Source organism: Acinetobacter sp. FDAARGOS_724 (assembly GCF_013364475.1).
Lineage (GTDB): Bacteria > Pseudomonadota > Gammaproteobacteria > Pseudomonadales > Moraxellaceae > Acinetobacter > Acinetobacter variabilis.
In genome coordinates, this window is record NZ_CP054908.1 from 3180666 (window position 1) to 3204040 (window position 23375).

Annotated in this window: 19 protein-coding genes and 1 pseudogene; 12 read left to right on the forward strand and 8 right to left on the reverse strand. The window is 43.5% G+C overall.

What is annotated here, in order from left to right:
• Nucleotides 1-24: 24 nt before the first annotated feature.
• Complete coding sequence (gene typA, locus FOC32_RS16630; RefSeq protein WP_175968109.1) at nt 25-1860, reverse strand: translational GTPase TypA; 1836 nt, start codon at nt 1858-1860, stop codon at nt 25-27.
• Nucleotides 1861-2022: 162 nt separating this feature from the next.
• Between typA and FOC32_RS16635 the strand changes: the two genes are divergently transcribed.
• From FOC32_RS16635 to FOC32_RS16645, 3 genes are all read left to right on the forward strand, one after another.
• A complete protein-coding gene (locus tag FOC32_RS16635; RefSeq protein WP_034171116.1) occupies nt 2023-3393 on the forward strand; it encodes a uracil-xanthine permease family protein in 1371 nt (456 codons plus the stop codon).
• A gap of 66 nt (nt 3394-3459) precedes the next feature.
• The gene (locus FOC32_RS16640; RefSeq protein ID WP_034171115.1) at nt 3460-4494 is read left to right on the forward strand and encodes a methyltransferase; all 1035 of its coding nucleotides are present in this window, start codon (nt 3460-3462) and stop codon (nt 4492-4494) included.
• The gene (locus FOC32_RS16645) at nt 4494-5957 is read left to right on the forward strand and encodes an amino acid permease (RefSeq protein WP_034171114.1); all 1464 of its coding nucleotides are present in this window, start codon (nt 4494-4496) and stop codon (nt 5955-5957) included. Before FOC32_RS16640 ends, FOC32_RS16645 begins: the two co-directional genes overlap by 1 nt.
• A gap of 55 nt (nt 5958-6012) precedes the next feature.
• On the opposite strand, the gene FOC32_RS16650 is transcribed toward FOC32_RS16645, so the two are convergent.
• A complete protein-coding gene (locus tag FOC32_RS16650; RefSeq protein WP_175968110.1) occupies nt 6013-6546 on the reverse strand; it encodes a cysteine peptidase family C39 domain-containing protein in 534 nt (177 codons plus the stop codon).
• A gap of 103 nt (nt 6547-6649) precedes the next feature.
• Complete coding sequence (gene omp38, locus FOC32_RS16655; RefSeq protein ID WP_005237141.1) at nt 6650-7711, reverse strand: outer membrane protein Omp38; 1062 nt, start codon at nt 7709-7711, stop codon at nt 6650-6652.
• Between the two features lie 375 nt (nt 7712-8086).
• Between omp38 and FOC32_RS16660 the strand changes: the two genes are divergently transcribed.
• From FOC32_RS16660 to FOC32_RS16670, 3 genes and pseudogenes are all read left to right on the forward strand, one after another.
• Complete coding sequence (locus FOC32_RS16660) at nt 8087-8608, forward strand: GspH/FimT family pseudopilin (RefSeq protein WP_175968111.1); 522 nt, start codon at nt 8087-8089, stop codon at nt 8606-8608.
• A gap of 112 nt (nt 8609-8720) precedes the next feature.
• Nucleotides 8721-9896, forward strand: a complete 1176-nt coding sequence (locus FOC32_RS16665) for a thiolase family protein (protein WP_034171111.1) — start codon at nt 8721-8723, stop codon at nt 9894-9896.
• 186 nt (nt 9897-10082) lie between these two features.
• A pseudogene (locus FOC32_RS16670) lies at nt 10083-10538 on the forward strand (VOC family protein).
• Nucleotides 10539-10589: 51 nt separating this feature from the next.
• Here the strand turns inward: FOC32_RS16670 and FOC32_RS16675 are convergent.
• The 3 genes from FOC32_RS16675 to FOC32_RS16685 all read right to left on the reverse strand — a co-directional run bounded on the left by FOC32_RS16675 (nt 10590) and on the right by FOC32_RS16685 (nt 14063).
• Nucleotides 10590-11075, reverse strand: a complete 486-nt coding sequence (locus FOC32_RS16675; RefSeq protein WP_034171110.1) for a DUF934 domain-containing protein — start codon at nt 11073-11075, stop codon at nt 10590-10592.
• Nucleotides 11068-12711 (reverse strand): nitrite/sulfite reductase, encoded by a 1644-nt coding sequence (locus FOC32_RS16680; protein ID WP_034171109.1) that lies wholly within the window; start codon nt 12709-12711, stop codon nt 11068-11070. Before FOC32_RS16680 ends, FOC32_RS16675 begins: the two co-directional genes overlap by 8 nt.
• Nucleotides 12712-12938: 227 nt before the next feature.
• The gene (locus FOC32_RS16685; protein WP_034171108.1) at nt 12939-14063 is read right to left on the reverse strand and encodes a CaiB/BaiF CoA transferase family protein; all 1125 of its coding nucleotides are present in this window, start codon (nt 14061-14063) and stop codon (nt 12939-12941) included.
• A 213-nt stretch (nt 14064-14276) separates the two neighbouring features.
• Between FOC32_RS16685 and FOC32_RS16690 the strand changes: the two genes are divergently transcribed.
• The 4 genes from FOC32_RS16690 to FOC32_RS16705 all read left to right on the forward strand — a co-directional run bounded on the left by FOC32_RS16690 (nt 14277) and on the right by FOC32_RS16705 (nt 19377).
• Complete coding sequence (locus FOC32_RS16690; RefSeq protein ID WP_004785199.1) at nt 14277-15287, forward strand: AraC family transcriptional regulator; 1011 nt, start codon at nt 14277-14279, stop codon at nt 15285-15287.
• A 224-nt stretch (nt 15288-15511) separates the two neighbouring features.
• A complete protein-coding gene (locus FOC32_RS16695; RefSeq protein WP_175968113.1) occupies nt 15512-16717 on the forward strand; it encodes an acetyl-CoA C-acetyltransferase in 1206 nt (401 codons plus the stop codon).
• Between the two features lie 10 nt (nt 16718-16727).
• Entirely contained in the window at nt 16728-18860 is a 2133-nt protein-coding gene (locus tag FOC32_RS16700; RefSeq protein ID WP_175968115.1) for a 3-hydroxyacyl-CoA dehydrogenase NAD-binding domain-containing protein, read from the forward strand.
• A 163-nt stretch (nt 18861-19023) separates the two neighbouring features.
• Nucleotides 19024-19377, forward strand: coding sequence for a hypothetical protein (locus tag FOC32_RS16705; RefSeq protein WP_034171133.1), 354 nt, complete (start codon nt 19024-19026; stop codon nt 19375-19377).
• 54 nt (nt 19378-19431) lie between these two features.
• Here the strand turns inward: FOC32_RS16705 and FOC32_RS16710 are convergent, their stop codons facing one another.
• The gene (locus FOC32_RS16710) at nt 19432-19869 is read right to left on the reverse strand and encodes a GNAT family N-acetyltransferase (protein ID WP_034171105.1); all 438 of its coding nucleotides are present in this window, start codon (nt 19867-19869) and stop codon (nt 19432-19434) included.
• Nucleotides 19863-21083: a class I SAM-dependent methyltransferase gene (locus tag FOC32_RS16715; protein ID WP_175968117.1), complete on the reverse strand. Its 1221-nt coding sequence runs from the start codon at nt 21081-21083 to the stop codon at nt 19863-19865. Before FOC32_RS16715 ends, FOC32_RS16710 begins: the two co-directional genes overlap by 7 nt.
• Nucleotides 21084-21185: 102 nt before the next feature.
• Between FOC32_RS16715 and trhA the strand changes: the two genes are divergently transcribed.
• Both trhA and FOC32_RS16725 read left to right on the forward strand, forming a co-directional pair.
• Nucleotides 21186-21830 carry a PAQR family membrane homeostasis protein TrhA gene (gene trhA / locus FOC32_RS16720; protein WP_175968118.1) on the forward strand — a complete coding sequence of 215 codons (645 nt, stop codon included), beginning with the start codon at nt 21186-21188 and terminating at the stop codon, nt 21828-21830.
• Between the two features lie 142 nt (nt 21831-21972).
• The gene (locus tag FOC32_RS16725) at nt 21973-23289 is read left to right on the forward strand and encodes an MFS transporter (protein ID WP_175968120.1); all 1317 of its coding nucleotides are present in this window, start codon (nt 21973-21975) and stop codon (nt 23287-23289) included.
• Nucleotides 23290-23375 lie beyond the last annotated feature (86 nt).

A 23375-nucleotide genomic window follows, 5' to 3' on the forward strand; every position in this document is an offset into this window, starting at 1 on the left:
CTTTTTTCGTACGAGTGACTAGTCTTATTTAGAACGGTTACGTTTACGTTCGTTTTCAGTCAGGTAACGTTTACGGATACGGATTGACTTAGGTGTTACTTCAACTAGCTCGTCATCTTCAATGAATTCAAGCGCTTGTTCTAGCGTGTATTCAAGGTTTGGAACAAGAGTCAATGCTTCATCAGTACCAGACGCACGTACGTTAGTTAACTGTTTCGCTTTAGTTGGGTTAACCACCATGTCGTCAGAACGTGAGTTGATACCTACGATCATACCTTCATAAACTTCTAACTGTGGTTTAGCAAACAGTCGACCACGGTCTTGAAGTGTGAACAGTGCATAGCCCAGACAAGTACCTTGAACCATAGAAATCAGTACACCGTTTTGACGTTTCGCAACAGTACCTTGTTTAGCAGGACCGTAGTGCGAGAAGCTTGAAGTCATAATACCAGTACCAGAAGTCATGGTCATGAATTCAGAACGGAAACCGATCAAGCCACGTGAAGGAACAGTTGCTTCAATACGGATACGGCCTTTACCGTCAACTTCCATATTGGTCATTTCGCCTTTACGGTGACCCATTTGTTCCATTACAGAACCTTGGTGCTGTTCTTCAACGTCAAACGTTACGTTTTCGTACGGTTCTTGCATTTGACCGTCGATTTCTTTCATGATCACTTGCGGACGTGATACACCAAGCTCGAAGCCTTCACGACGCATGTTTTCGATCAGTACAGAAAGGTGAAGCTCACCACGACCAGATACTTTAAAACGATCAGGACTGTCAGTATCTTCAACACGAAGTGCTACGTTATGGATCAATTCTCGGTCAAGACGCTCACGGATATTACGTGAAGTTACGAATTTACCTTCTTTACCAGCGAACGGGGAGTTGTTCACCTGGAAAGTCATAGACACAGTCGGTTCATCTACAGAAAGTGCTGGAAGCGCTTCAACATTTTTAGGATCACAGATTGTATCTGAAATGTTCAGTGCATCGATACCAGTTACACAAACGATATCACCTGCAGAAGCTTCTTCAATGTCAACACGTTCTAGACCATGGTAACCCATGATTTTCAAGATACGGCCGTTACGGGTTTTGCCTTCTTTGTCGATCACAGTCACAGGAGTGTTCAGTTTTATAGAACCGCGCTGGATACGACCAACACCGATTACACCTACGAAGCTGTTATAGTCCAAAGATGAAATTTGCATCTGGAATGGACCGTCAACGTCAACTGCTGGTGGCTCAACGATGTCTACGATTGTTTGGAACAATGGAGTCATGTCATCAGCAAGTTCTTCTGGAGAAGGACCAGCAACACCACGAAGACCAGAAGCATAAACTACTGGGAAGTCTAACTGTTCGTCAGTACCGCCAAGGTTGTCGAACAAATCGAATACTTGATCGATTACCCAGTCTGGACGCGCACTTGGTTTATCAACTTTATTGATAATTACGATTGGTTTCAAACCACGCGCGAACGCTTTTTGCGTTACGAAACGAGTTTGTGGCATAGGACCTTCTTGTGAGTCTACAAGAAGCAGTACGCAGTCAACCATCGACATTACACGTTCAACTTCACCACCGAAGTCGGCGTGTCCCGGGGTGTCCACGATGTTAATACGGTATTCTGTATCTGTACGTTTATCTAACCACTTGATTGCAGTGTTTTTTGCAAGAATGGTAATACCACGTTCAGATTCTAACGCATTCGAATCCATGACACGCTCGATCTCACCCGCGCGATCACCGAGAGCACCTGATTGTTGCAAAAGTTTGTCTACAAGAGTGGTTTTACCATGGTCGACGTGCGCGATAATGGCAATGTTACGGAGAGTTTTAATATCTGACATGTAAATTCGATACGTTTTAAATTTGAGGGCAAATTATACAGAAAAATACAAACTTTTGACAGTGACTGTTTGTAGAGAGCGTCAATTTTTTTTCCAATTACTTTTGTAATGACGTGTAACTCGATTAGAATAGCGCCACCCAGCCTTAATTTGCATTGACACATGTCTGATTTTAATCAATCTCCTCCTTCTAAAGATCAACTTGACCTTGTGTACGGCCTTGAAGATCATCCTAAACCGTTTATCGCATTTTTAGCCGCATTCCAGCATTTATTGGCCATTATTGTCCCAATTGTGACCCCTGGCCTGCTCATTTGTCTGGCGCTGGGAGTCTCCAGAGAAGACACTAACATGATCTTATCCATGTCTTTGGTGATTTCGGGGATTGCGACTTTCTTACAATCCAAGAAAGTAGGTCCCTTTGGTGCAGGCTTGCTGATTGTTCAGGGTACAAGTTTTAACTTTATTGGCCCGATCATCGGGATCGGTTCAGCGATGGTCGCTGCAGGCACACCGGTAGAAGCGGTGATGGCTTCGATCTTTGGTGTAGTGATTGCAGGTTCATTTATTGAAATGGGCGTGTCACGCATTTTACCGTGGGTGAAGAAACTCATTACTCCACTAGTAACGGGTATTGTAGTTCTATTGATTGGTTTAACCTTGATTAAAGAAGGTCTGATCAGCATGGGTGGTGGTTATCAAGCCATGGGCGACAAAACTTTCGCCAATGCAGATAACCTGATCATGTCATGTACCGTTCTGGCATTAATTATTTTACTGAACCGTGTACGCATCACTTGGGTAAAAAGCTCAGCAATTCTGATTGCACTGGTTGTGGGTTATATCCTTGCCGGCTTTATGGGTCATCTCAACTTTGATGGTTTAAAAGATGCACCTCTGGTTCAGATTCCAACCCCAATGCATTTTGGTTTAAGCTTCTCTTGGAGCTTATTCATTCCAATGTCATTCATTTACCTGGTGACTTCACTGGAAGCCATTGGTGATATTACAGCCACATCAAAATTATCGAATCAGCCAGTGGATGGTCAAACCTGGATGAATCGCATTAAAGGCGGTGTATTGGTAAATGGTGCCAACTCCCTGCTTGCAGGATTATTTAATACCTTCCCGAGCTCAGTTTTCGCACAAAATAATGGTGTGATTCAATTGACTGGTGTAGCTAGCCGTTATGTCGGGATCTGGATCGCAGCACTCCTTGTGATTCTAGGTCTACTTCCAGCAGTAGCCGGTGTGATTCAGGCCGTTCCTCAGGCTGTGCTTGGTGGCGCAGTGATGGTGATGTTCGGTGCAGTCGCTGCATCTGGGATTAATATCCTGTCTGGTATTCACTTGGACCGTCGTGCCCTGCTGATCATTGCAATCTCACTTGCACTTGGCTTGGGTGTTGCGCAAGTGCCTCAGATTCTGGAACATCTTCCTGAATTATTCCGTAACATCTTTAGTTCCGGTGTTGCGACAGGTGGTATTGCAGCCCTCGTATTGAATATTGTACTTCCTGAAGTAAAGAAGTAATTTCATGTCCAAAGAACACTGTCTGAGTTGGACTCGGACAGTGTTTTTTCTATTGGAGAGAGATCTATGGATCCTAAAAGCGAAGTTTTATTAAGACAATATGATTATTTGTCTGGTCGCGTATTGCTGGTGAATGCCCCGACCGATGAGCTTCTTGCTGAATGTGGTGAATCTATCCAGCCCTTTGTTTGGACATGGAATTATAATGATTTTCAGTATTTCCAGTCACAGCAGGCCCAGGTTCATTTCGGTGTAGAATTTCCTGATCAAGAATTTGATCAGGCAGTTATTTTCGTACCTAAATCAAAAGAATTATTGAATTATCTGATTCACAATATTGCAGCCCGATTAAAACAAGGCAGCAGTGTCTTCCTGGTGGGTGAAAAGAAAGGTGGTGTAGAGCGTGCAGCAAAGCAGCTACAGGCTTATGGTAAACTCATCAAGCTCGACAGCGCACGACATTGCCAATTGTGGCAATTGACTCTAGACTACACGGTCGAAGCAAAAGCGTTGGCAGATTGGGCACAGACCTATACAGTGGCGACACCAAAAGGTGATTTGCAGATTTGTGCACTTCCAGGTGTATTCAGTCAGGATCATCTGGATGTAGGAACAGCGGTGTTCTTACCCTATTTATCTCAAGTGACTTCAGGCAAGATTGCCGACTTTGGCTGTGGCGCAGGTGTGATCAGTGCTTATTTAGCCAAACTGAATCCTGAGAACCGTATTTTTGCTCTGGACGTAGATGCCTTTGCCTTGGCTTCTACTCAAATGACATTTGAGAAAAATCAGCTCAGTCCTCAGCAGCTGGAAATTAAAGCTGTGTCAGGTATTGAAGATGCACCGCTCTTTTTACATGCCATTGTCAGCAATCCCCCTTTCCATCAGGGAATCCAAACCAACTATGCGGCTAGCGAAACTCTATGTAAGACTTCGCGTCGTCATCTCAAGTCTGGCGGTGAATTGTGGATTGTGGCAAACCGCTTCTTAAATTATCCAATTTTAATTGAACAAAGTTTTGGCCAATGTACAGTCAAAACTGATCAACAAGGTTTTAAAGTGCTCTTCGCCAGCACTCAAAAAAATGCTAAGGAATCATGATGAGCGAAACTCAGAACAGCGTGCAGCTGCAGCGTAAGCTTGGTGCTCGTCATCTCAATATGATCGCGATTGGCGGGTCTATCGGTACAGGTTTATTCCTGGCCTCAGGTGCGACCATTGCCAGCGCAGGCCCGGGTGGTGCACTTCTCGCCTATGCCCTGATTGGCGTAATGATTTATTTCTTGATGACCAGTCTGGGAGAACTTGCGACACATAATCCAACCTCGGGCGCATTTTTCACCTACGGAACCAAATATGTAGAAGGTGGTTTCGGTTTCGCTTTAGGCTGGAACTACTGGTACAACTGGGCGATCACCGTTGCCTTTGAACTGGTTGCCGTACAGTTCATTATGAAATTCTGGTTCCCTGATATTCCCGGCTTTTACTGGAGTGCGATCTTCCTCGCTGTGATCTTTGGGATTAACGCTCTCACAGTAAAAGGTTTTGGTGAATCAGAATTCTTCTTCTCATTAGTGAAAGTTCTGGCGATTATTGCCTTTATCATCATCGGAATCTGGATGATTGCCAAGATCATGCTCACACCGGGTGCTTCAGCATTTGCAAACTGGAGCGTGGGTGAAGCGCCTTTTGTTGGTGGTTTCCAGGCCCTTATTGGTGTTGCCATGATTGCCGGATTCTCGTTCCAGGGAACCGAGATGGTTGGTGTAGCCGCTGGTGAATCTAAAGATCCGCAGAAAACCATTCCTGTCGCGATCAAGCAAATCTTCTGGCGAATCCTGCTGTTCTATATCGTGTGTATTTTCATTATCGGCACACTGGTTGCTTATAATGATCCACGTCTATTACAGGCAGCTGCAACAGAAGACGTTGCCCTTTCTCCATTCACTTTATTGTATGAGAAAGCAGGTTTTGCTTTTGCAGCAAGCATGATGAATGCCGTAATTTTGACTGCGATTCTGTCTGCAGGTAACTCAGGCATGTATTCTTCGACCCGTATGCTGTTTGATATGGCACGTAAAGGCAGTGCGCCTAAGCTGTTTGCCCATCTGGATCCACGCGGTGTACCGATGAATGCCCTGTATGCGACCACAGCGATTGCGGCACTATGTTTCTTGACCACATTCTTTGGCGAGCAGGAAGTGTTTAACTGGTTGCTGAATATGTCAGGTATGTGTGGCTTCATTGTCTGGCTTGGGATTGCAATCTCACATTACCGCTTCCGTAAAGGTTATCTGGCTCAAGGCTATCAACTTGAAGGTCTGGCCTATAGAGCTAAATTTTTCCCGTTCGCACCTTGGTTTGCCTTCATTCTTTGTTCAATTGTCGTATTAGGTCAGAATTATCAAGCTGTCCTAGACGGTGAGTGGCTGGCTGTTCTTTCTACTTATATCGGTATTTTATTATTCCTGGTGATTTGGCTGGGTTATAAGTGGAAATATAAAACCAAACTGGTTTCTTATCAGGAGATGGATGTTCGACCGATGAATATTGAAAAAGACTAATATCTCACCTTTATTAAAAAAGCAGCTCAAGTGGCTGCTTTTTTATATTCTGAAATCAGCTATGACGCATGACAAAATTACGGTCATCAATCACGATGACTTGCTGACAAATACCTTCTACTCGACGCTGCTGTTCGAAGACTTCTATAGGCATAGCATCAAAACTATCAAAGAAACTGATTTCTTTTTCATTGATTTCATAAATTAATGAATGGTTCCCCACCTCTTCCAGCGTGTCGTAGAATACAATTACAAAACGGCCTTTATCCACTAATTTTTGAATATCTGTATAAGAAAGTGGATATTCATGAACAGGCACTTTGAGTTCTTGTGCTTTTTGATAAAACTGGATTTCAAGCGGCTGTTTATCGGGATCAGTTTCTGTAAAAAACTCAACATCGAGTCCCAATGTTTTGAGGGCAACAGCGAGCGCAATACTTGAAGTTCCCATCTCATCATTATGTTGTGTCAATTGCACTAGATCAGGAATATGCAGATCCACTCCATAATGATGAAAAATCATCCAGATCGCATAAATACCACTATTAGCTTCCAGACTTTGTAAGTCTTCAGGGAGTTCTATGCTCATGCTTTAACTCAAAATCAGTTTCGAGCAGCAAGTGTATGCAAAAAACAGCCATAAAAAAAGCGACTCAAAGAGTCGCTTTTTTTAATCAGTGTTCAATAACGAATTATTGAGCAACTGGTTGTTCAGCTAGAACAGTACGGCTACCAGTGATTGTCGCGAATACACGACGGTTCATAGCACGACCTTCTTTAGTGTTGTTGTCAGCAATCGGTTGATCCCAAGCGAAACCTTGAGTAGACAAACGAGATGCATCTACGTTGTATTCGTTAACAAGTGCAGATTTAACAGAGTTAGCACGAGCTAGAGATAAACGTTCGTTCAATGCACGTGGACCAGTGCTGTCTGTGTGACCTTCAATACGAGCAGTTGCGTTTGGATATTCAACTAGCTTCTCAGCAACTTTCGCGATTTCTGGTTTGTATTGGTCTTTGATGTTTGATTTATTCGTATCAAAGAACACGCGAAGTTCCATGTTCAGGTCTTCAGTCAACTCTTGTGGAGCTGGCGCAACTGGAGCTACTGGCTCAACTGGAGCAACTTCTACAACGTCAGCAGCTGGTTTCAAACGACCACCTAGAACTACGTTAAGACCAGCAAGTGCTGTATAGTTCCAGAATTTTTCGTCGAAGTGGTAAGTACCACGAGCTTCAGTACGTAGCGCTAAAGCATCGTTGATGTGCCAGAATGCACCGATACCAGCATTACCTAGTGTACCTTCTTCTTCAAAACCACGACCAGTACGACCTAAAGCAGCTTCTGAAGCACCATCAAACTCATATTTATAGTGACCAGCACCTAATAATGCATATGGCTTGATTTTGCTGTCATAGTTGCCAGTAAATACGTCAGAAGTTGCATAGAAATTACCTGCAATGTTCTGGCCTTTGTATTCAGCACCTGGTAGATCTCGCATATCGCCTTTAACTTGGCTATATTCAGCTTCAAAACCTAACCATGGAGTTAGTTCAACACCAATTGCAGCACCAACAAATAGATCATCTTCCATTTCACCAGAAGTTGTTAGTTCGCCATCATCACCGCCATTGTTGTGTTGGGTGTCTTGCCAAGTATAACCTAACATTAATGGAGTAACAGTTACACCTGCGTTTGCAGCAGCAAAAGGAGCAGCTACAAGCATTGCTAAAGCAATACGACTCATTTTCATGGATTTATCCTCCAGAGATAACAATTGTTGTTCAAGCTCAAGCCTTCTAATAGGCCATTCTGAGATAGGCTTTTTTTACCCCAGTGTTATTTTTAAGCTATTCACTGCGCATCATACAAACACTTTATTATTTTTCCAAGTGCTTGATTAATCTAATCAAGTAAATTATTGACAAAATTACTTACAATTTCCGTTGTAATTCAGTAATTTTTTACTCAATTTTTTGTTGTGAATCGCCTATTGTCATTGCCAATTTATTTTTAAGCGCCTTTTTGAATTTTGAGTAAGGCATTTCTTACTCGCTCAATTAAGCATAAAAAACGCACAATTAATAGCATGTTTCAAATAAAAATAATATATAAATCAGGTAACTCTATGTATAAAAAGATAACAAGAGCGTTCACTATTGTTGAGTTAATTATCTGTATTGCCCTTATGGCAATTGTGGTCACAATTGTCTTGCCTTACTTTCATGACTATCTATCCAAGCAGGAAGCTAAAAATATTCCGATGAAAATTACAGCAACCAATCGTTATGCACGCAGCCAGGCAGCTGTGTTTCACCAGAATATTGTGATTTGTCCCAGTCAAGATTCATTAACCTGTCAAGCAAACCAATGGAATAAAAATTTGCTGGTATTTATTGATAAAAACCGTAATCGTCAAGTCGACAATGACGAACAAATTTTACACATTGAACAACTTAATCTTAAATACGGTAACCTGAGTTGGCGAGGTGCCTTAAGCATACCGAACGTAACTTATCAAGCCCAGACGGCTTTACCGATTGGATCAAATGGCAGCTTTTATTATTGTTCTACTCACCTTGCATCCCAACAACGTATTGTCTTGAATAAAATGGGACATATACGGATCGAACATCTGGCCTCCTGTTAATAAAACCCTAGAGTCTATGATTTATCCAGATTAGGACTTTAATCCTGCACTTTTTTCAATATACTGCTTAGGTTCGAGAAAAAATGATCAAAACTTATAGGGAGATATAACAATGACTGACATCGTAATTGTCAATGGCGCACGTACGGCGATGGGCGGCTTTCAAGGCAGCTTGGCTAGCGTTACTGCACCTGAACTTGGTGCTGTCACCATCAAAGAAGCGATTGCTCGTTCAGGCTTGCAGCCAACCGATATTGAAGAAGTCATTATGGGTTGTGTACTCCCGGCAGGTTTAAAACAAGGCCCTGCCCGTCAAGCGATGCGTAAAGCAGGTCTGCCTGATTCTACCGGTGCTGTCACCATCAACAAATTATGTGGTTCAGGCATGAAAGCAGTCATGCAAGCGGCAGATATGATTAAGGCAGGTTCTGCAACTTATGTGGTTGCAGGTGGTATGGAATCCATGACCAATGCCCCATACGTATTGCCAAAAGCGCGTGGCGGTTTCCGTATGGGTCATGGTGAAATCAAGGACCATATGTTCCTGGATGGCCTGGAAGATGCCGAAACTGGTCGCCTGATGGGTTCATTTGCTCAAGATATGGCAAATAGCAAAGGTTATACACGTGAACAGATGGATGAATTTGCAATCCGTTCACTGAAACGTGCTCAAACTGCAGTCAATGAAGGCTACTTTGCTGATGAAATCGTGCCAGTCACTGTTTCCACCCGTAAAGGTGATGTGGTCGTTGATAAGGACGAACAACCTTTCAATGCCAATATTGACAAGATTCCAACTTTACGTCCTGCTTTTGCAAAAGACGGGACGATCACTGCGGCAAATGCCAGCTCAATTTCAGACGGTGCCTCTGCCCTTGTACTGACTTCAAGCGACAATGCAGCAGCTAAAGGTTTAGCGCCTTTGGCTAAAATCATTGCTTATGCTTCAAACTCTCAGCATCCATCTGAATTCACGATTGCTCCTGTTGGCGCTATTCAGAAAGTTCTGGATAAAACTGGCTGGAAAGCTGAGGAAGTTGACCTTTGGGAAATCAATGAAGCGTTTGCTATGGTCACCATGTGCCCAATGGATGAGTTCAAGCTTGATCCTGAAAAAGTCAACATTAACGGTGGTGCATGTGCACTCGGTCACCCGGTTGGTTCTACAGGTTCACGTATTATCTTGACCTTGATTCATGCATTGAAACGTACAGGCGGTAAACGTGGTATCGCTGCGCTATGTATTGGGGGTGGTGAAGCAACTGCGGTCGCAATCGAACTGATCTAATTCTTTTATAATCAATTAGTACAGAGGGCTTTTATAGCCCTCTTTTTATTTTATAAATATTTCATTTTTCTATAAGCCATCTTTAAAGTAAATTCTTTTACTTACATTTTCATAAAGCTTCTTTATTAATCAAATTCAATTCAGGGCGTAAATTAAAGGGATTCAAAATAAGAAAAGGAATCCTTCATGCGACTTAATCACTATCTCAATTTCCAGGATGAAACCGAAGCTGCCTTTACCTTTTATCGCTCGGTATTTGGTGGCGAATTTTCCAGTCTAACCCGTTATGGAGATACGCCTGGACAGCAAGGAATTGATTTATCAGATGAAGAAAAAAATCTGATTTTGCATATCTCACTTCCAATCAATGAATACACAGAGCTCATGGGTTCGGATATCAATGACAAGCTCTGTACTGAAAACACACCAGCATTTAGGAAAGGTACTAATCACTATATTGCGATTATTTTAAGTGCCAATGAACAGGATGAAGCCAAACGACTCTATGAAGCTTTATCGTTGAATGGCTAAATCGAAATGCCTTTGGAAAAAACATTTTGGGGTGCACTTTATAGTGCCTTTACGGATCAATTCGGAGTACAATGGATGATTAATTGCCTACTTGAAGAACGTGCACCCTAAGGTTTAAATACAAAAAAGCCTCCAGATGGAGGCTTTTTAGTTGAAGGCGAATTAAGCCCCAGTTTGATAATTCGGTGTTGGTACGGCAGTTGAAGCTTGGTACGGATTGGTAAAATCACCCAAACCTGCAGCTGCTTCCTGAATATCTTTACCTTCTTTAATGACAAAAGTATCGAAACCAGAACGCTTCATGTAGTTCAGGACATCTTTGAACACATCACCAGTCGCACGCAGCTCACCCTGGAAACCTTGACGGCGAAGCAATGCAGCAAATGAATAACCACGGCCATCATTAAAACCTGCAAACTCAATCAAAATTGCATCAAGTTGATCAAGCGGAAATTCATTGGTTTCAGGTGAAGCATCAACCGTTAAGTACAATGCTTTTTTACCAGAAATATTAGTAATCTGGTCCAACTGCTCTACAGTCAGAACCACATCACCCTGTGGCAATACACCATCTTCACCAATTAGCTGGTAAGTGTTATCTGCAATTGTGCCATCTTTAGAGAGCACTTGTAGTGCGGTATTAAGCATATGCGCGCTCCTTGAATGGTTGAATGCCGACACGACGATAAGTATCGATAAACTCTTCACCGTCCTGACGCAAGTCAAGATAAGTATTCAGAATTTCTTCTACGATATCTGGCACCACTTCTGCAGCAAATGATGGTCCAAGAATATCGCCAATAGAGGCATCATGATCTGCATTACCACCTAAAGTGATCTGATAGAATTCAGCGCCTTTTTTATCTACACCCAGGATACCGATGTTACCCACGTGATGATGACCACAGGCATTCATGCAACCTGAAATGTTCAGGTCCAGTTTACCCAAGTTGTAAATAGTATCCAGATCATCAAAACGGCGTGAAATCGCTTCAGAAATTGGAATGGATTTCGCATTCGCTAGTGAACAAAAATCACCGCCTGGGCAGCAAATAATATCAGTCAAGAAACCGATATGCGCACGTGCCAGGTTATGCTGATCCAGCGTCTGCCACAATTCAAATAAGTCTTTTTGTGGTACATCTACCAGCGCAATATTTTGCTCGTGAGTTGTACGCAGTTCACCGAAGGTGTACTTGTCTGCAAGATCTGCAATCAGGTTCATTTCTTCAGTGGTCACATCACCCGGTGCAATACCCGCACGTTTCAGTGAAATCGTGACAATACGATAACCTTTCACTTTATGTGCATTGGTATTGATATTGAACCATTGCTTGAACTTCGGATACTGGGCAAACAGTTCAGTGAAGTCTTCATCCGCATAATCTTGGTAGTCAAATGGAGTGAAGTTTTCATCCATTTTCGCCAGTGTTTCAGCATCAATCTTTAATGTCTTAACAGTATGTACAAATTCGGCTTCAACTTTTTCAGCAAAAACTTCTGGCGTTAATGCTTTTACCAGAATCTTGATACGTGCTTTGTATTTGTTGTCGCGACGGCCGTGCAGGTTATACACACGTAGTACCGCTTCAAGATAAGCAATCAGGTCTTCACGTGGCAGGAAGTCACGAATAAAACTGCCAATTACTGGCGTACGGCCCAAGCCGCCACCCACTTTAATTTTATAGCCGATCTCGCCTGCTTCATTTTTCACGATATAGACACCGATATCGTGGAATGAAGTTGCTGCACGGTCAATCTCTTCCAGCGCAGATACCGCAATTTTGAACTTACGTGGCAAGAAAGCAAATTCCGGGTGGAAAGTTGACCATTGACGGATCAATTCACAAGTTGGACGTGGATCTGCAATTTCACCTGCCACGACACCTGCATACTGGTCAGTGGTAGTATTACGGATACAGTTCCCTGAAGTCTGGATCGCGTGCATTTGCACGGTTGCCAGTTCAGCCAGCATATCAGGCACGTTCTCTAGTGCAGGCCAGTTAAACTGGATATTCTGACGGGTTGAAACGTGCGCATAGCCACGATCATACTCTTTCGCCAGATCAGCCACTTTACGAAGTTGTTTAGAGTTCATCAGGCCATAAGGTACCGCAATACGCAACATTGGCGCATAACGTTGTACATAAAGACCATTTTGAAGGCGGAGCGGACGGTATTCATCTTCCGTCAATTTGCCCGCTAAATAACGTTCCGTCTGGTCACGGAACTGTGCAACACGTTCATTAATCAGTTGCTGATCGAAATCAGTATATAAATACATGGCGTACAGCTAGTAGTTTCTATTATATCGTCGGCAAGGATAACGACATTGAATCTATCAATAAAATGCTTTTTATACATATTTCATAGCGATTTTATTGATAAGCCTAGCAAACTTTCAATGATATAAAGCTTTAGATCAGCTTCCTCTGATTTTTAATGTGAATGATTCATTTTTTAAATCTTTAGCAGTTTTTTTTCATAAACCAAAATGAGAAGGTCGCTCAATTACCACTCTTCGGTTTCGCCTAAAGCCTGACCAATAAATTGATATCGCATAGTTGATCTTGAAAACTTGATCGGGCAAGCTAGTTGAGCTTCGGTTTGCTCCCGCTGATCCGCTTTAACTGGCACTTGCACCACCCATTCACGTTGCTGCGCCAGCTCAGAATGCAGGGCTTCATCAAGCTTTAATACAGGTTCGACACAGAAATCTGCCTGAGAAAATAAGGCTTGCCAGTGAGATAGAGGTTGGGAACTGATTTTATCGCGAATCGCCTGTTTCACTAAAGCATGATCTTCAGGTACGAAAGAAGCACCTTTTTCCAGAATAATCGGCAAATCCAGCAATTGTGCCAGACCTTGCATGAATTGAGGCTCCAGACTGCCTATTGATAGATAGCGATCATCCTGAGTCTGATAATAGTCATAAAAGGTACCGCCATTTAAGTAACCTGATTCTATCTGCTGATGCTGATTACCCGCCAGACTGGCAGAAGCTGCCATATTATTTAATGTCGCCGCGCAATCGGTCATGGAAATATCAATATATTGTCCCTGACCACTACTCTGCCGCTCAATCACCGCTGCCAGAATGGCAACCAGCGCATGCATAGAGCCGCCCGCGACATCAGCAATCTGGATTCCCATTGCCGGTGGTCCGCTTTCAAGCCGGCCACTATGCCCAGCAATCCCAGATAAAGCCAAATAGTTAATGTCATGCCCAGCCCGATCTATATAAGGGCCGGTCTGACCATAACCAGTAATCGAGCAATAGATTAAGCGTGGATTGAGCGCACTGAGTGTTGGATAATCCAGGCCAAGCCGTTGCATCACACCTGGGCGAAATTGTTCGACCACAATGTCATAATCTGCAATTCGGGATTTGATCTGCTTAATATGTTCGGGATTCTTTAAATCCAGTGCGACAGAATGTTTGTTTCGGTTCAGATAATTATGCGTTGTGGCCTGTCCATGTGCAAAAGGTGGCATTAAACGCACCAGATCAGGACGTGCGGGTGATTCAATATGCACAACTTCTGCACCCATGTCTGCAAGATATAATGTGGCAAATGGACCGGGTAATAATGTAGAAAAATCTAATATTTTCAAACCTTTTAATGCATATGACATTGGAGTTATTACTCTATTTATATTGCTTTTTGCCTCATCATAAGAACATAAATGCCCAAAAACAATGTCATGTTCAGCCATTTACCTTGATAGTTTCGGCAATTTAACATGTAAGAAAATGGTAATTGCATTCTTGTAAATTGCCATTGATTTTTTATTTTTTGTCATTTAGGTCAAATATTAGTGAACATTAAAGAGACTGAAGGATTAAACATGAGTCGTGATACGATCAGTATCCATTTCGTCAATGCAGCCTTATACGGCGTTAAGCGCCTGGGCATGGATGTCGATACTTTATTGTCTCACGTTGGGATTGAAGCCGAGCTTCTGCATCAGCCGAAGGCCCGTATTTCGCCTGAACAATATACCCGTTTTATCAAGATGCTCTGGATGGTAACCCAGGACGAACATGTCGGTTTTGACAAACAGCCGCGTCGTCTGGGCACTTTCGCGATTATGTGCCAGTTGATCATCCATGCCAAAACGCTAGGCGATGCACTCGAGCTTTCTTCACAATTTTACAAACTCTTTGGTGATGACTGGTCTGTAACCCTGGAACGTGACAAGCACGAAGCGCGTCTGGTTCCCCTGATTCCAAATTCGATGGATCCGGAACACTTTATTACCGAAAGTATGCTGATGATCTGGCATGGTCTGGCATCGTGGTTAATTGAACGTCGTCTGCCGCTGGAACGTGTACATTTCAGCTACCCGCGTCCTGCTCATGCAGATGAATACGATGCGCTGTTCTTTGCACCTGTGATGCAGTTCGATATGCCGCGTACTGAAATTACCTTTGCAGCGGATTATCTGGATTTGCCAATTCGCCAGAATGAAGAAACGCTGGAAGAATTCCTCAAAGCAGCTCCGGCTCAACTTCTAGTCAAATTTAAAAATACCAACTCGCTGACTTCTCGGATCCGTGATGTATTAAAGAGCCAGATTGGTGAAGAAATGCCGACCTTGAACGATGTCGCATCGATGCTCTACCTGTCTCCGCAAACCCTGCGTCGCCGTCTGGCTGCTGAAGGCAAGAGCTATCAGGGCGTGAAAGATGCACTGCGCCGTGATGCTGCAATTCACTTATTACTTAACCCAGATCTGACTCTGGAAGATGTTGCACAACAGGTTGGCTTTAGTGAAACCAGTACTTTCCACCGTGCTTTCAAAAAATGGACAGGGGTAACACCAGGCCTATACCGTCAGTTACACGGTTACCATTAAAAACCTTGCTATAAAATTGTATACTTGAAAAGTATCGTTTATTAAGCGCTACAAGCCCCTAGCCCAAGCTCCAGACTTGGGCTTTTTTATGCCCGCTTTTTAATCCATCAAGACTGACCAAATTGCTCAAATGATCTGGTCCGTTCTCGTCATTGCACTTCAAGATTTAATCATTACACTCGAAGCATTAGAACAATTTCAGTAAAGCAAGAAAAGGATATTGTATGAGCGAGGCCTATATTATTGATGCCATTCGCACGCCACGCGGAAAGGGAAAAAAAGACGGATCATTATATGAAGTTAAACCAATTAGTTTACTGACTACGCTCTTAAATGAACTGAAAGAACGCCATAACCTGGATACATCTCAGGTGGATGATATTGTGCTGGGCTGTGTGACTCCAATCGGTGATCAGGGTGCAGACATTGCCAAAACTGCTGCAATTGCCGCAGGCTGGGACAATGATGTGGCTGGCGTTCAGATCAACCGTTTCTGTGCTTCGGGCCTGGAAGCTGTAAATCTGGCAGCACAAAAAGTTCGTTCAGGCTGGGAAGATCTGGTCGTTGCGGGTGGCGTTGAATCCATGTCTCGTGTTCCGATGGGTTCTGATGGCGGCCCGTGGGCTTTAGATCCTGAAACCAATATGGCTTGCGATTTTATTCCACAAGGCATCGGGGCTGACCTGATCGCGACCATTGATGGTTATAGTCGTGCAGATGTAGATCAATTCGCCGAGCAATCACAAAAGAAAGCGGCAGCAGCCCAAGCGAATGGTTATTTTGATAAATCCATTATTCCAGTGAAAGATAAAGCTGGCGTCGTGATTCTAAACAAAGATGAATTTATTAAACCGACAACAACTGCAGAAGGCTTAAGTGCATTAAAGCCAAGTTTTGCAACGATGGGCCAGATAGGCTTTGATGCCATCGCTCTACAGAAATATCCGGAAGTAGGCTCTGTAAACCATGTACACCATGCGGGTAATTCTTCAGGCATTGTGGATGGTGCAGCAATCGTATTACTTGCCTCCGAACAGGCAGTGCAACAGCAAAATCTCAAGCCACGCGCCAAAGTACTGGCAACGGCGCTAGTCGGTGCCGATCCAACCATTATGCTGACCGGCCCTGCCCCGGCTGCACGTAAGGCTTTAGCCAAAGCCGGACTCATCATTGATGATATTGATCTGTTTGAAGTCAATGAAGCTTTCGCTGCTGTGGTGATGCACTTTATCAATGAAATGAAGGTTGATCCTGCCAAAGTCAATGTCAATGGTGGTGCCATTGCCATGGGACATCCACTCGGTGCGACCGGTGCCATGATTCTAGGCACTTTACTGGATGAACTGGAACGTCAAGGTAAGAAACGTGGACTGGCCACCCTGTGTGTGGGTGGTGGTATGGGCATCGCAACCATTATTGAGTTGGTATAAGGAGATCAGCATGAGCGCAATTCAATATCAAAAAACTGAAGATCATATTGTCATTCTGACCTTTGATTCTCCAAACCAGTCCGCCAATACCATGAATGCCGACTTTCGCACGGCTCTGGAAGAAGTCGCTGCCCAGTTACAGGCAGATGAACAGATCGCCGGAATTATTTTCCGATCAGCTAAAAAGACATTCTTTGCTGGCGGTGATCTGGATGAGCTGATTCAGGCGACGCCTGAACATGCCACTGAATTCTTCAATATGATTGAAGACATGAAAGCCAAATTACGCTATATCGAAACGCGTGGCATTCCTGTGGTGGCAGCTTTAAATGGCACCGCACTCGGTGGTGGTTGGGAAATCGCTTTATGTGCCCATCATCGTATTGCCCTCAATGATGCCAAAACCAAGTTTGGTTTACCTGAAGTCACTTTAGGCTTGCTACCAGGCGGTGGTGGTATTGTCCGTATGGTTCGTCTGCTAGGCCTGCAAAATGCCTTACCTTTGCTGATGGAAGGCAAACAGTTCGGTGTAGAAAAAGCCAAGTCTTTGGGACTGGTACATGACACAGCCGACTCACTGGATGAGTTACTAGATAAATCTATAGCCTGGATTAAACAACATCCGCAATCCCAACAGCCTTTCGATGTAAAAGGTTACAAAATTCCGGGAGGCTCTCCTTCTTCGCCTGCCGTTGCACAGATGCTGGCCATTGCTCCTGCGATGCTGCGTGATAAAACCAAGGGCTGCTATCCAGCTCCTGAAGCCATTTTATCCGCTGCGGTTGAAGGCGCTCAGGTTGATGTTGATACCGCACTGAGAATTGAGTCGCGTTATTTCACCTATCTCGCTACCGGCCAGATTTCCAAGAACATGATCGGTACATTCTGGCATGGCATGAATGCCATTAAATCAGGTGCCAGTCGTCCTAAAGACTTTGCGCCATGGAAAGCCACTAAAGTAGGTATTTTGGGTGCAGGTATGATGGGTGCAGGTATTGCCTATGTCACTGCCAGCAAAGGCATTCAGGTGGTACTAAAAGATATTTCGGTCGAAGCTGCTGAAAAAGGCAAAGCCTATAGCCAGAAATTACTTGATAAAAAAGTAGCCCAAGGCCGCTTAACAGCTGAAAAACGTGACCAGATTTTAAGTCTGATTCACACCACGACAGAAGCAGCAGATTTTCAAGGCTGTGACCTGATCATTGAAGCAGTATTTGAAAATCAGGGACTCAAAGCTAAAGTTACTCAGGAAGCAAAGCAATATTTAGCATCCAACGGTGTAATGGCATCCAATACCTCGACTCTACCCATCAGTGACTTGGCTCAAGCCTCTCAAAATCAGGTGAATTTTATCGGTCTGCATTTCTTTAGCCCAGTCGACAAGATGCAACTGGTCGAGATCATTAAGGGGAAAAATACTTCAGCAGAAACACTGGCCAAGGCATTTGACTTTGTGCAGCAGATTGGCAAGCTACCGATTGTAGTGAATGACAGCCGTGGCTTCTTTACCAGCCGTGTCTTTGGAACCTTTGTACAGGAAGGTTTACGTTTGCTCGCCGAAGGGGTGCATCCAGCCCGTATTGAAATGGCTGCGCTGAAAGCAGGTATGCCGGTCGGACCACTTGCTATTCAAGATGAAGTCTCTCTGACACTTTCTGAGCATGTAGCTGCAGAAACCCGTAAGGCTCTGGCAGCACAAGGCAAAGAACGCCCAAGCACCGATGCAGATGCCGTGATTCAAACCATGATTCATGAGTTTAACCGTAAAGGCAAAGCTGCTGGTGCAGGTTTTTATGATTATCCTGAAGGTGGCAAAAAGCAGCTGTGGTCTGGCTTGGAGCATTGGTATAAAGAAGTGGATATTTCTGAACAGGAAATGATAGACCGCTTCCTGTTTGTTCAAGCGCTGGATACCGTACGCTGTCTGGAAGAAGGTGTGCTGGAGTCAGTGGTCGATGCCAATATTGGTTCAATCTTTGGAATTGGTTTTGCCGCTTGGACGGGAGGTGCAGTGCAGTTCTTGAACCAGTATGGTTTAACCAAGGCCTTAAATCGTGCTGAGATATTAGAACGTAAATATGGCGAACGTTTCAAAGCGCCACAGTTACTCAAACAGAAAGTTGCTGAAGGTCAGCGCTTTTAAAAACTGGGTCTAAAAATGAGGAGCTTGACTCCTCTTTTTTTATTTCGACGCGATAAACTCTCGAAGTCTATTGCATTCAATCAATGACAGATTTTGATCTGCTTTCCAGACAATTTATGTTATAAAGTTACATGAGTTAGACATCCACGATGGGTATATGCATATGACTGATCACAGTTCACCTGAAAAATCACCTTGGGGTTGGAAAGCACTGATTATCTTCTGTATTTTAGGTGGATTATTTATGTTGTTTTTCTGGCTTGCGGTCAGCAATGAACCAGACTACATGCCAAGCCAGCAAAAGAAAGAAAATACCCAGCAGCATGCATTTAAGAATGCACCTGCAATGTCTCCAGAAGCTTTAGCCAAAGCACAGGCTGACCGTGAAGCTCGTCATGCTACCTCTTCATCTCATCAGACTCATGAGATGAGCGCGGAGGAGCATAATATGTCTGCTGAAGAACATGCACAGATGGACAGTGCTAGCCATGACGAAAATACGGCTCATGGTCACTAGACAGTTCCAAGATCAAATTTAAAAAAGCGAGGTTTTCCTCGCTTTTTTATTTTTTTAGTCTTTTAAGCTGAGATACATATCTATATGTGGAATGCCGCAATCCAGATATTCCTCACCCCGCACGTCAAAACCCAAGTTCTGATAAAAGCCAATCGCATGTACCTGTGAAGAAAGCTTTACGAATTTACGTTGCTCTGCCTTGGCCTGATCAATCACAGCCCGCATGGTCTTGTAGCCGATGCCCGTACCACGTGCCGACTGTAATACAGCTACGCGACCAATACTGTGATTCTTTAATAAGCGTGCAGTCGCCACGGCTTGATCCTGTAAATAAGCCACAAAATGCGTAGAGATTGTATCCTCCGCATCCCATTCATCTTCAGGAGCAATTTGCTGTTCCTGAATAAAAACGGCTTCACGTATCACTCGGGCATCTTGAGCTAAATCATCCCAGCTGCCTGACACGATTTTAAGATTTTTATCATCTAGCATTTAGAACCAATTCCCTGCTGATCCCACTGGTCATTCAATAACAATTCCAGTGAATGTTTTTGAATCCCATACATCTCTTTCAATGCCTGAATCTGGGCGAGAACAGCCTGATCGGGCTGTTCATAATCCTTACGTTTGGTCGCCAGAATCATTTTATTTTTACTGGTGTGTTCTAGGGCCACAAATTCAAAGACCTTGGTTTCATAACCATAAGCCTTCAGCAATAAGGCACGAATGGTATCCGTCAGCATTTCGGCTTGCTGCCCAGCGTGAATGCCAAACTGCAACATTGGCGACAGCACTTTCGGACTCTGTAATTGCGGTCTTAACTCTTTATGACAACATGGAGCACACATGATGATCTGTGCATTCAGGCGTATACCGCTATGGATCGCAAAATCGGTCGCCACATCACAGGCATGCAGAGCGATCATCACATCCAGACGTTCCGGTTCATAGGTACGCACATCACCCTGGAAGAAATCCAATTGATTAAAACCGGATTGCTGCGCGACATTCTGACAGAATTCGACCATTTTCGGATTCAGCTCTACGCCGGTGACATAGGGCGTCTGACCATGTTTTTGCATATAGTCATACAGTGCACAGGTTAAATATCCCTTACCTGAACCGAAATCGACGATACGTAATCCTTGTTCCTGCGGCTGGATTTGAGCCAGTGCGCCGGAGAAAATCTCGACAAATTTATTAATCTGTTTCCACTTACGCGCCATGCTCGGAATGATCTGGCCTTGCTGATCGGTAATTCCTAAATGCTGTAGGAATACACTGTCTTGATCGACATAACGCTGCTTGATCCGGTCATGGCCTTGTTCTGCTTTAGCCTTTGTAGAGACTGGTTTAGCTTTACTTCTTGTCAGCATGGCCTTTTTCTTGTTTTTCTTCAGCTGCAACTCTTCCTGATCGGTAAACAGGTTAGCTTGCTTACAACAGGTCAATAATTCCGTTACTTGAGTTAAGACTTCATTCAAAGGATAATTTTTAGTGACATCCTGAGTCTTGTATCGATAGACACAGCTCAAAACCTTCTGCTCATTGAGCGAAATGACTCTAAAGGTCATTTTCTCCAATTGTTCAAGTTCACCTTTATACTGACTCAAAATCAGACGATCAAAATGATCAGTTTCAAAGGCTTGCTGAAAAGCCTCCAAGAATTGTTGTTCCTGAACCGAGAGAGAAGTCGATGTCGACATAAGAAAAACCTGATATGAATTGCTGATCAAGTTTAATTGTTCTTAACTTAAAAGCAAAATTGAATTATTATACAAGTGTATATTTAAACAAGAATGACAATCATGCAGAATGCTCCCCTAGTTCCAGATTATGATCACAATGAGGAACGGATTAATTACATTAGTCATGGCCTCGGTGCTGCGCTGGCTTTGATTGCCGGTATTTTATTGATTATTAAAGGCTCTTATTTGAGTACCGGACAATGGATCGGGCTTTGGGTCTATGCTTTCAGCATGGCTCTGCTGTTTTCCGCTTCGATGCTCTACCATATGTCTACTGCTGCTGACCGACGCTATTTTTTCAAAAAAGTTGATCATACGGCAATTTACTACCTGATTGCAGGTACCTATACCCCGTTTCTATCGATTGCGATTCCAACAGCCAAAGCCCAGTATTTACTGATTGCCTTATGGGTGATTGCTGTACTTGGAACACTATTCAAGTTCATTTTCATCAACCGTTTCCAGAAACTTTCTTTAGTCGCTTATCTGGTCATGGGATGGCTTGCACTACTGGTTATGGACGATATGCAGCAGTACTTAAGTGCTCAATCTTTAACCTTTCTGATCATTGGTGGCTTAGCATACACCGTAGGTGCATTGTTTTACGCTTTAAAAAGAGTAAGATATACCCACGCTATCTGGCACATTTTTGTATTGATAGGCGCAGGATCACATTTTCTGTCTATCTATCTTTACGTGATTTAATCATCTCATTTCTCCATTTCAGTGACCCTGAGCGAGTTGAAACGAGAAGATTGCAGTTGTTTTTTTAAAAAATTACGCCTTTTTTAAAAAGATTACGCTTTTAAAACTAAGTTTTTTATTTTTAGTAAGTGTAAGGTTATTCATGGCGTCTTCAGATTCTATCGCTGTAACAGAAACTATAGCAACCAATTCAAAATTTCGTGTTTTAACAGCAAGTTTAGTAGGCACTACAATCGAGTTCTTCGATTTCTATATTTATGCCACAGCTGCCGTTATTATTTTCCCTTATCTGTTCTTCCCTACAAGTACAGATCCTATGACTGCGACTATTCAGTCGCTGGCAACCTTTGCGATTGCCTTTATTGCCCGCCCAATCGGTGCTGCACTCTTTGGTCACTTAGGAGACCGGATCGGACGTAAAGCGACACTGGTCGCGGCCTTGTTGACCATGGGCCTTTCTACCGTTGCCATTGGTTTATTGCCAACTTATGCACAAATCGGTATTGCTGCGCCATTATTGCTGGCTCTTTGTCGTTTAGGTCAAGGCTTAGGCTTGGGTGGTGAATGGTCAGGTGCGGTTCTACTGGCAACTGAAAATGCGCCAGAAGGCAAACGTGCCTGGTATGGTATGTTCCCGCAACTTGGTGCACCAATTGGCTTCATTCTGGCAACAGGCTCATTCTTGACCCTTGGCGCATTCATGTCTGAAGCAGAGTTCATGCAATGGGGCTGGCGTATTCCATTTATCTCTAGTGCCCTACTGGTGATTATGGGGTTATGGATTCGCTTGAAACTGCATGAAACTCCTGCATTCCAGAACGTGTTGAAAAAGCAGAAAGAAGTGAATGTACCCTTTTTCGAAGTATTCAAAAAGCATTCTAAAATGCTGGTATTGGGTACCATCGCTGCGATTTGTACATTCGTAGTGTTCTACCTGACGACTGTATTCGCATTGCAATGGGGTACCAAGCAGCTTGGCTATACACGTGAAGAATTCCTTCAGTTGCAGTTAGTTGCAACTCTGTGCTTTGCTGCGTTCATTCCACTTTCAGCAGTTCTTGCAGAAAAATTCGGTCGTAAGACAACTTCAATCGCAGTATGTGTGGTCTCTGCTATTTTCGGTATTTTCTTTGCCGATATGCTTGAATCAGGTAGTACGCTGGTGGTGTTCTTCTTCTTATGTATCGGCCTAGCGATCATGGGTCTAACTTATGGCCCGATTGGTACCGTATTGTCTGAAATCTTCCCGACTTCAGTACGTTATACCGGTTCTGCCCTGACCTTTAACCTGGCAGGTATTTTTGGTGCATCTTTCGCGCCATTGATTGCAACAAAGCTGGCAACAACTTATGGCTTGTCTGCAGTAGGTTATTACCTCACAGCAGCTTCTATCCTGTCATTGCTTGCATTCTTGCTGATCCGTGAAACTAAAAATGATGATGTAAACAATCAGATCTAAGGATCTTGACAGATTAAGTCATCTCAATCGAAGCCAGCAGTTCATGCTGGCTTTTTTATGATTTCACAACAAAAACTTGCTACTTC

Excerpts from the sequence above, each read along its gene's own strand:
- FOC32_RS16675 (WP_034171110.1), bottom strand. The coding sequence starts at position 11,075 with ATGCTTAATACCGCACTACAAGTGCTCTCTAAAGATGGCACAATTGCA.
- FOC32_RS16705 (WP_034171133.1), top strand. The coding sequence starts at position 19,024 with ATGACTGATCACAGTTCACCTGAAAAATCACCTTGGGGTTGGAAAGCA.
- FOC32_RS16710 (WP_034171105.1), bottom strand. The coding sequence starts at position 19,869 with ATGCTAGATGATAAAAATCTTAAAATCGTGTCAGGCAGCTGGGATGAT.
- omp38 (WP_005237141.1), bottom strand. The coding sequence starts at position 7,711 with ATGAAAATGAGTCGTATTGCTTTAGCAATGCTTGTAGCTGCTCCTTTT.
- FOC32_RS16640 (WP_034171115.1), top strand. The coding sequence starts at position 3,460 with ATGGATCCTAAAAGCGAAGTTTTATTAAGACAATATGATTATTTGTCT.
- FOC32_RS16725 (WP_175968120.1), top strand. The coding sequence starts at position 21,973 with ATGGCGTCTTCAGATTCTATCGCTGTAACAGAAACTATAGCAACCAAT.
- FOC32_RS16665 (WP_034171111.1), top strand. The coding sequence starts at position 8,721 with ATGACTGACATCGTAATTGTCAATGGCGCACGTACGGCGATGGGCGGC.
- FOC32_RS16680 (WP_034171109.1), bottom strand. The coding sequence starts at position 12,711 with ATGTATTTATATACTGATTTCGATCAGCAACTGATTAATGAACGTGTT.
- FOC32_RS16695 (WP_175968113.1), top strand. The coding sequence starts at position 15,512 with ATGAGCGAGGCCTATATTATTGATGCCATTCGCACGCCACGCGGAAAG.
- trhA (WP_175968118.1), top strand. The coding sequence starts at position 21,186 with ATGCAGAATGCTCCCCTAGTTCCAGATTATGATCACAATGAGGAACGG.
- FOC32_RS16650 (WP_175968110.1), bottom strand. The coding sequence starts at position 6,546 with ATGAGCATAGAACTCCCTGAAGACTTACAAAGTCTGGAAGCTAATAGT.
- FOC32_RS16690 (WP_004785199.1), top strand. The coding sequence starts at position 14,277 with ATGAGTCGTGATACGATCAGTATCCATTTCGTCAATGCAGCCTTATAC.
- FOC32_RS16645 (WP_034171114.1), top strand. The coding sequence starts at position 4,494 with ATGAGCGAAACTCAGAACAGCGTGCAGCTGCAGCGTAAGCTTGGTGCT.
- FOC32_RS16700 (WP_175968115.1), top strand. The coding sequence starts at position 16,728 with ATGAGCGCAATTCAATATCAAAAAACTGAAGATCATATTGTCATTCTG.
- FOC32_RS16660 (WP_175968111.1), top strand. The coding sequence starts at position 8,087 with ATGTATAAAAAGATAACAAGAGCGTTCACTATTGTTGAGTTAATTATC.
- FOC32_RS16715 (WP_175968117.1), bottom strand. The coding sequence starts at position 21,083 with ATGTCGACATCGACTTCTCTCTCGGTTCAGGAACAACAATTCTTGGAG.
- typA (WP_175968109.1), bottom strand. The coding sequence starts at position 1,860 with ATGTCAGATATTAAAACTCTCCGTAACATTGCCATTATCGCGCACGTC.
- FOC32_RS16685 (WP_034171108.1), bottom strand. The coding sequence starts at position 14,063 with ATGTCATATGCATTAAAAGGTTTGAAAATATTAGATTTTTCTACATTA.
- FOC32_RS16635 (WP_034171116.1), top strand. The coding sequence starts at position 2,023 with ATGTCTGATTTTAATCAATCTCCTCCTTCTAAAGATCAACTTGACCTT.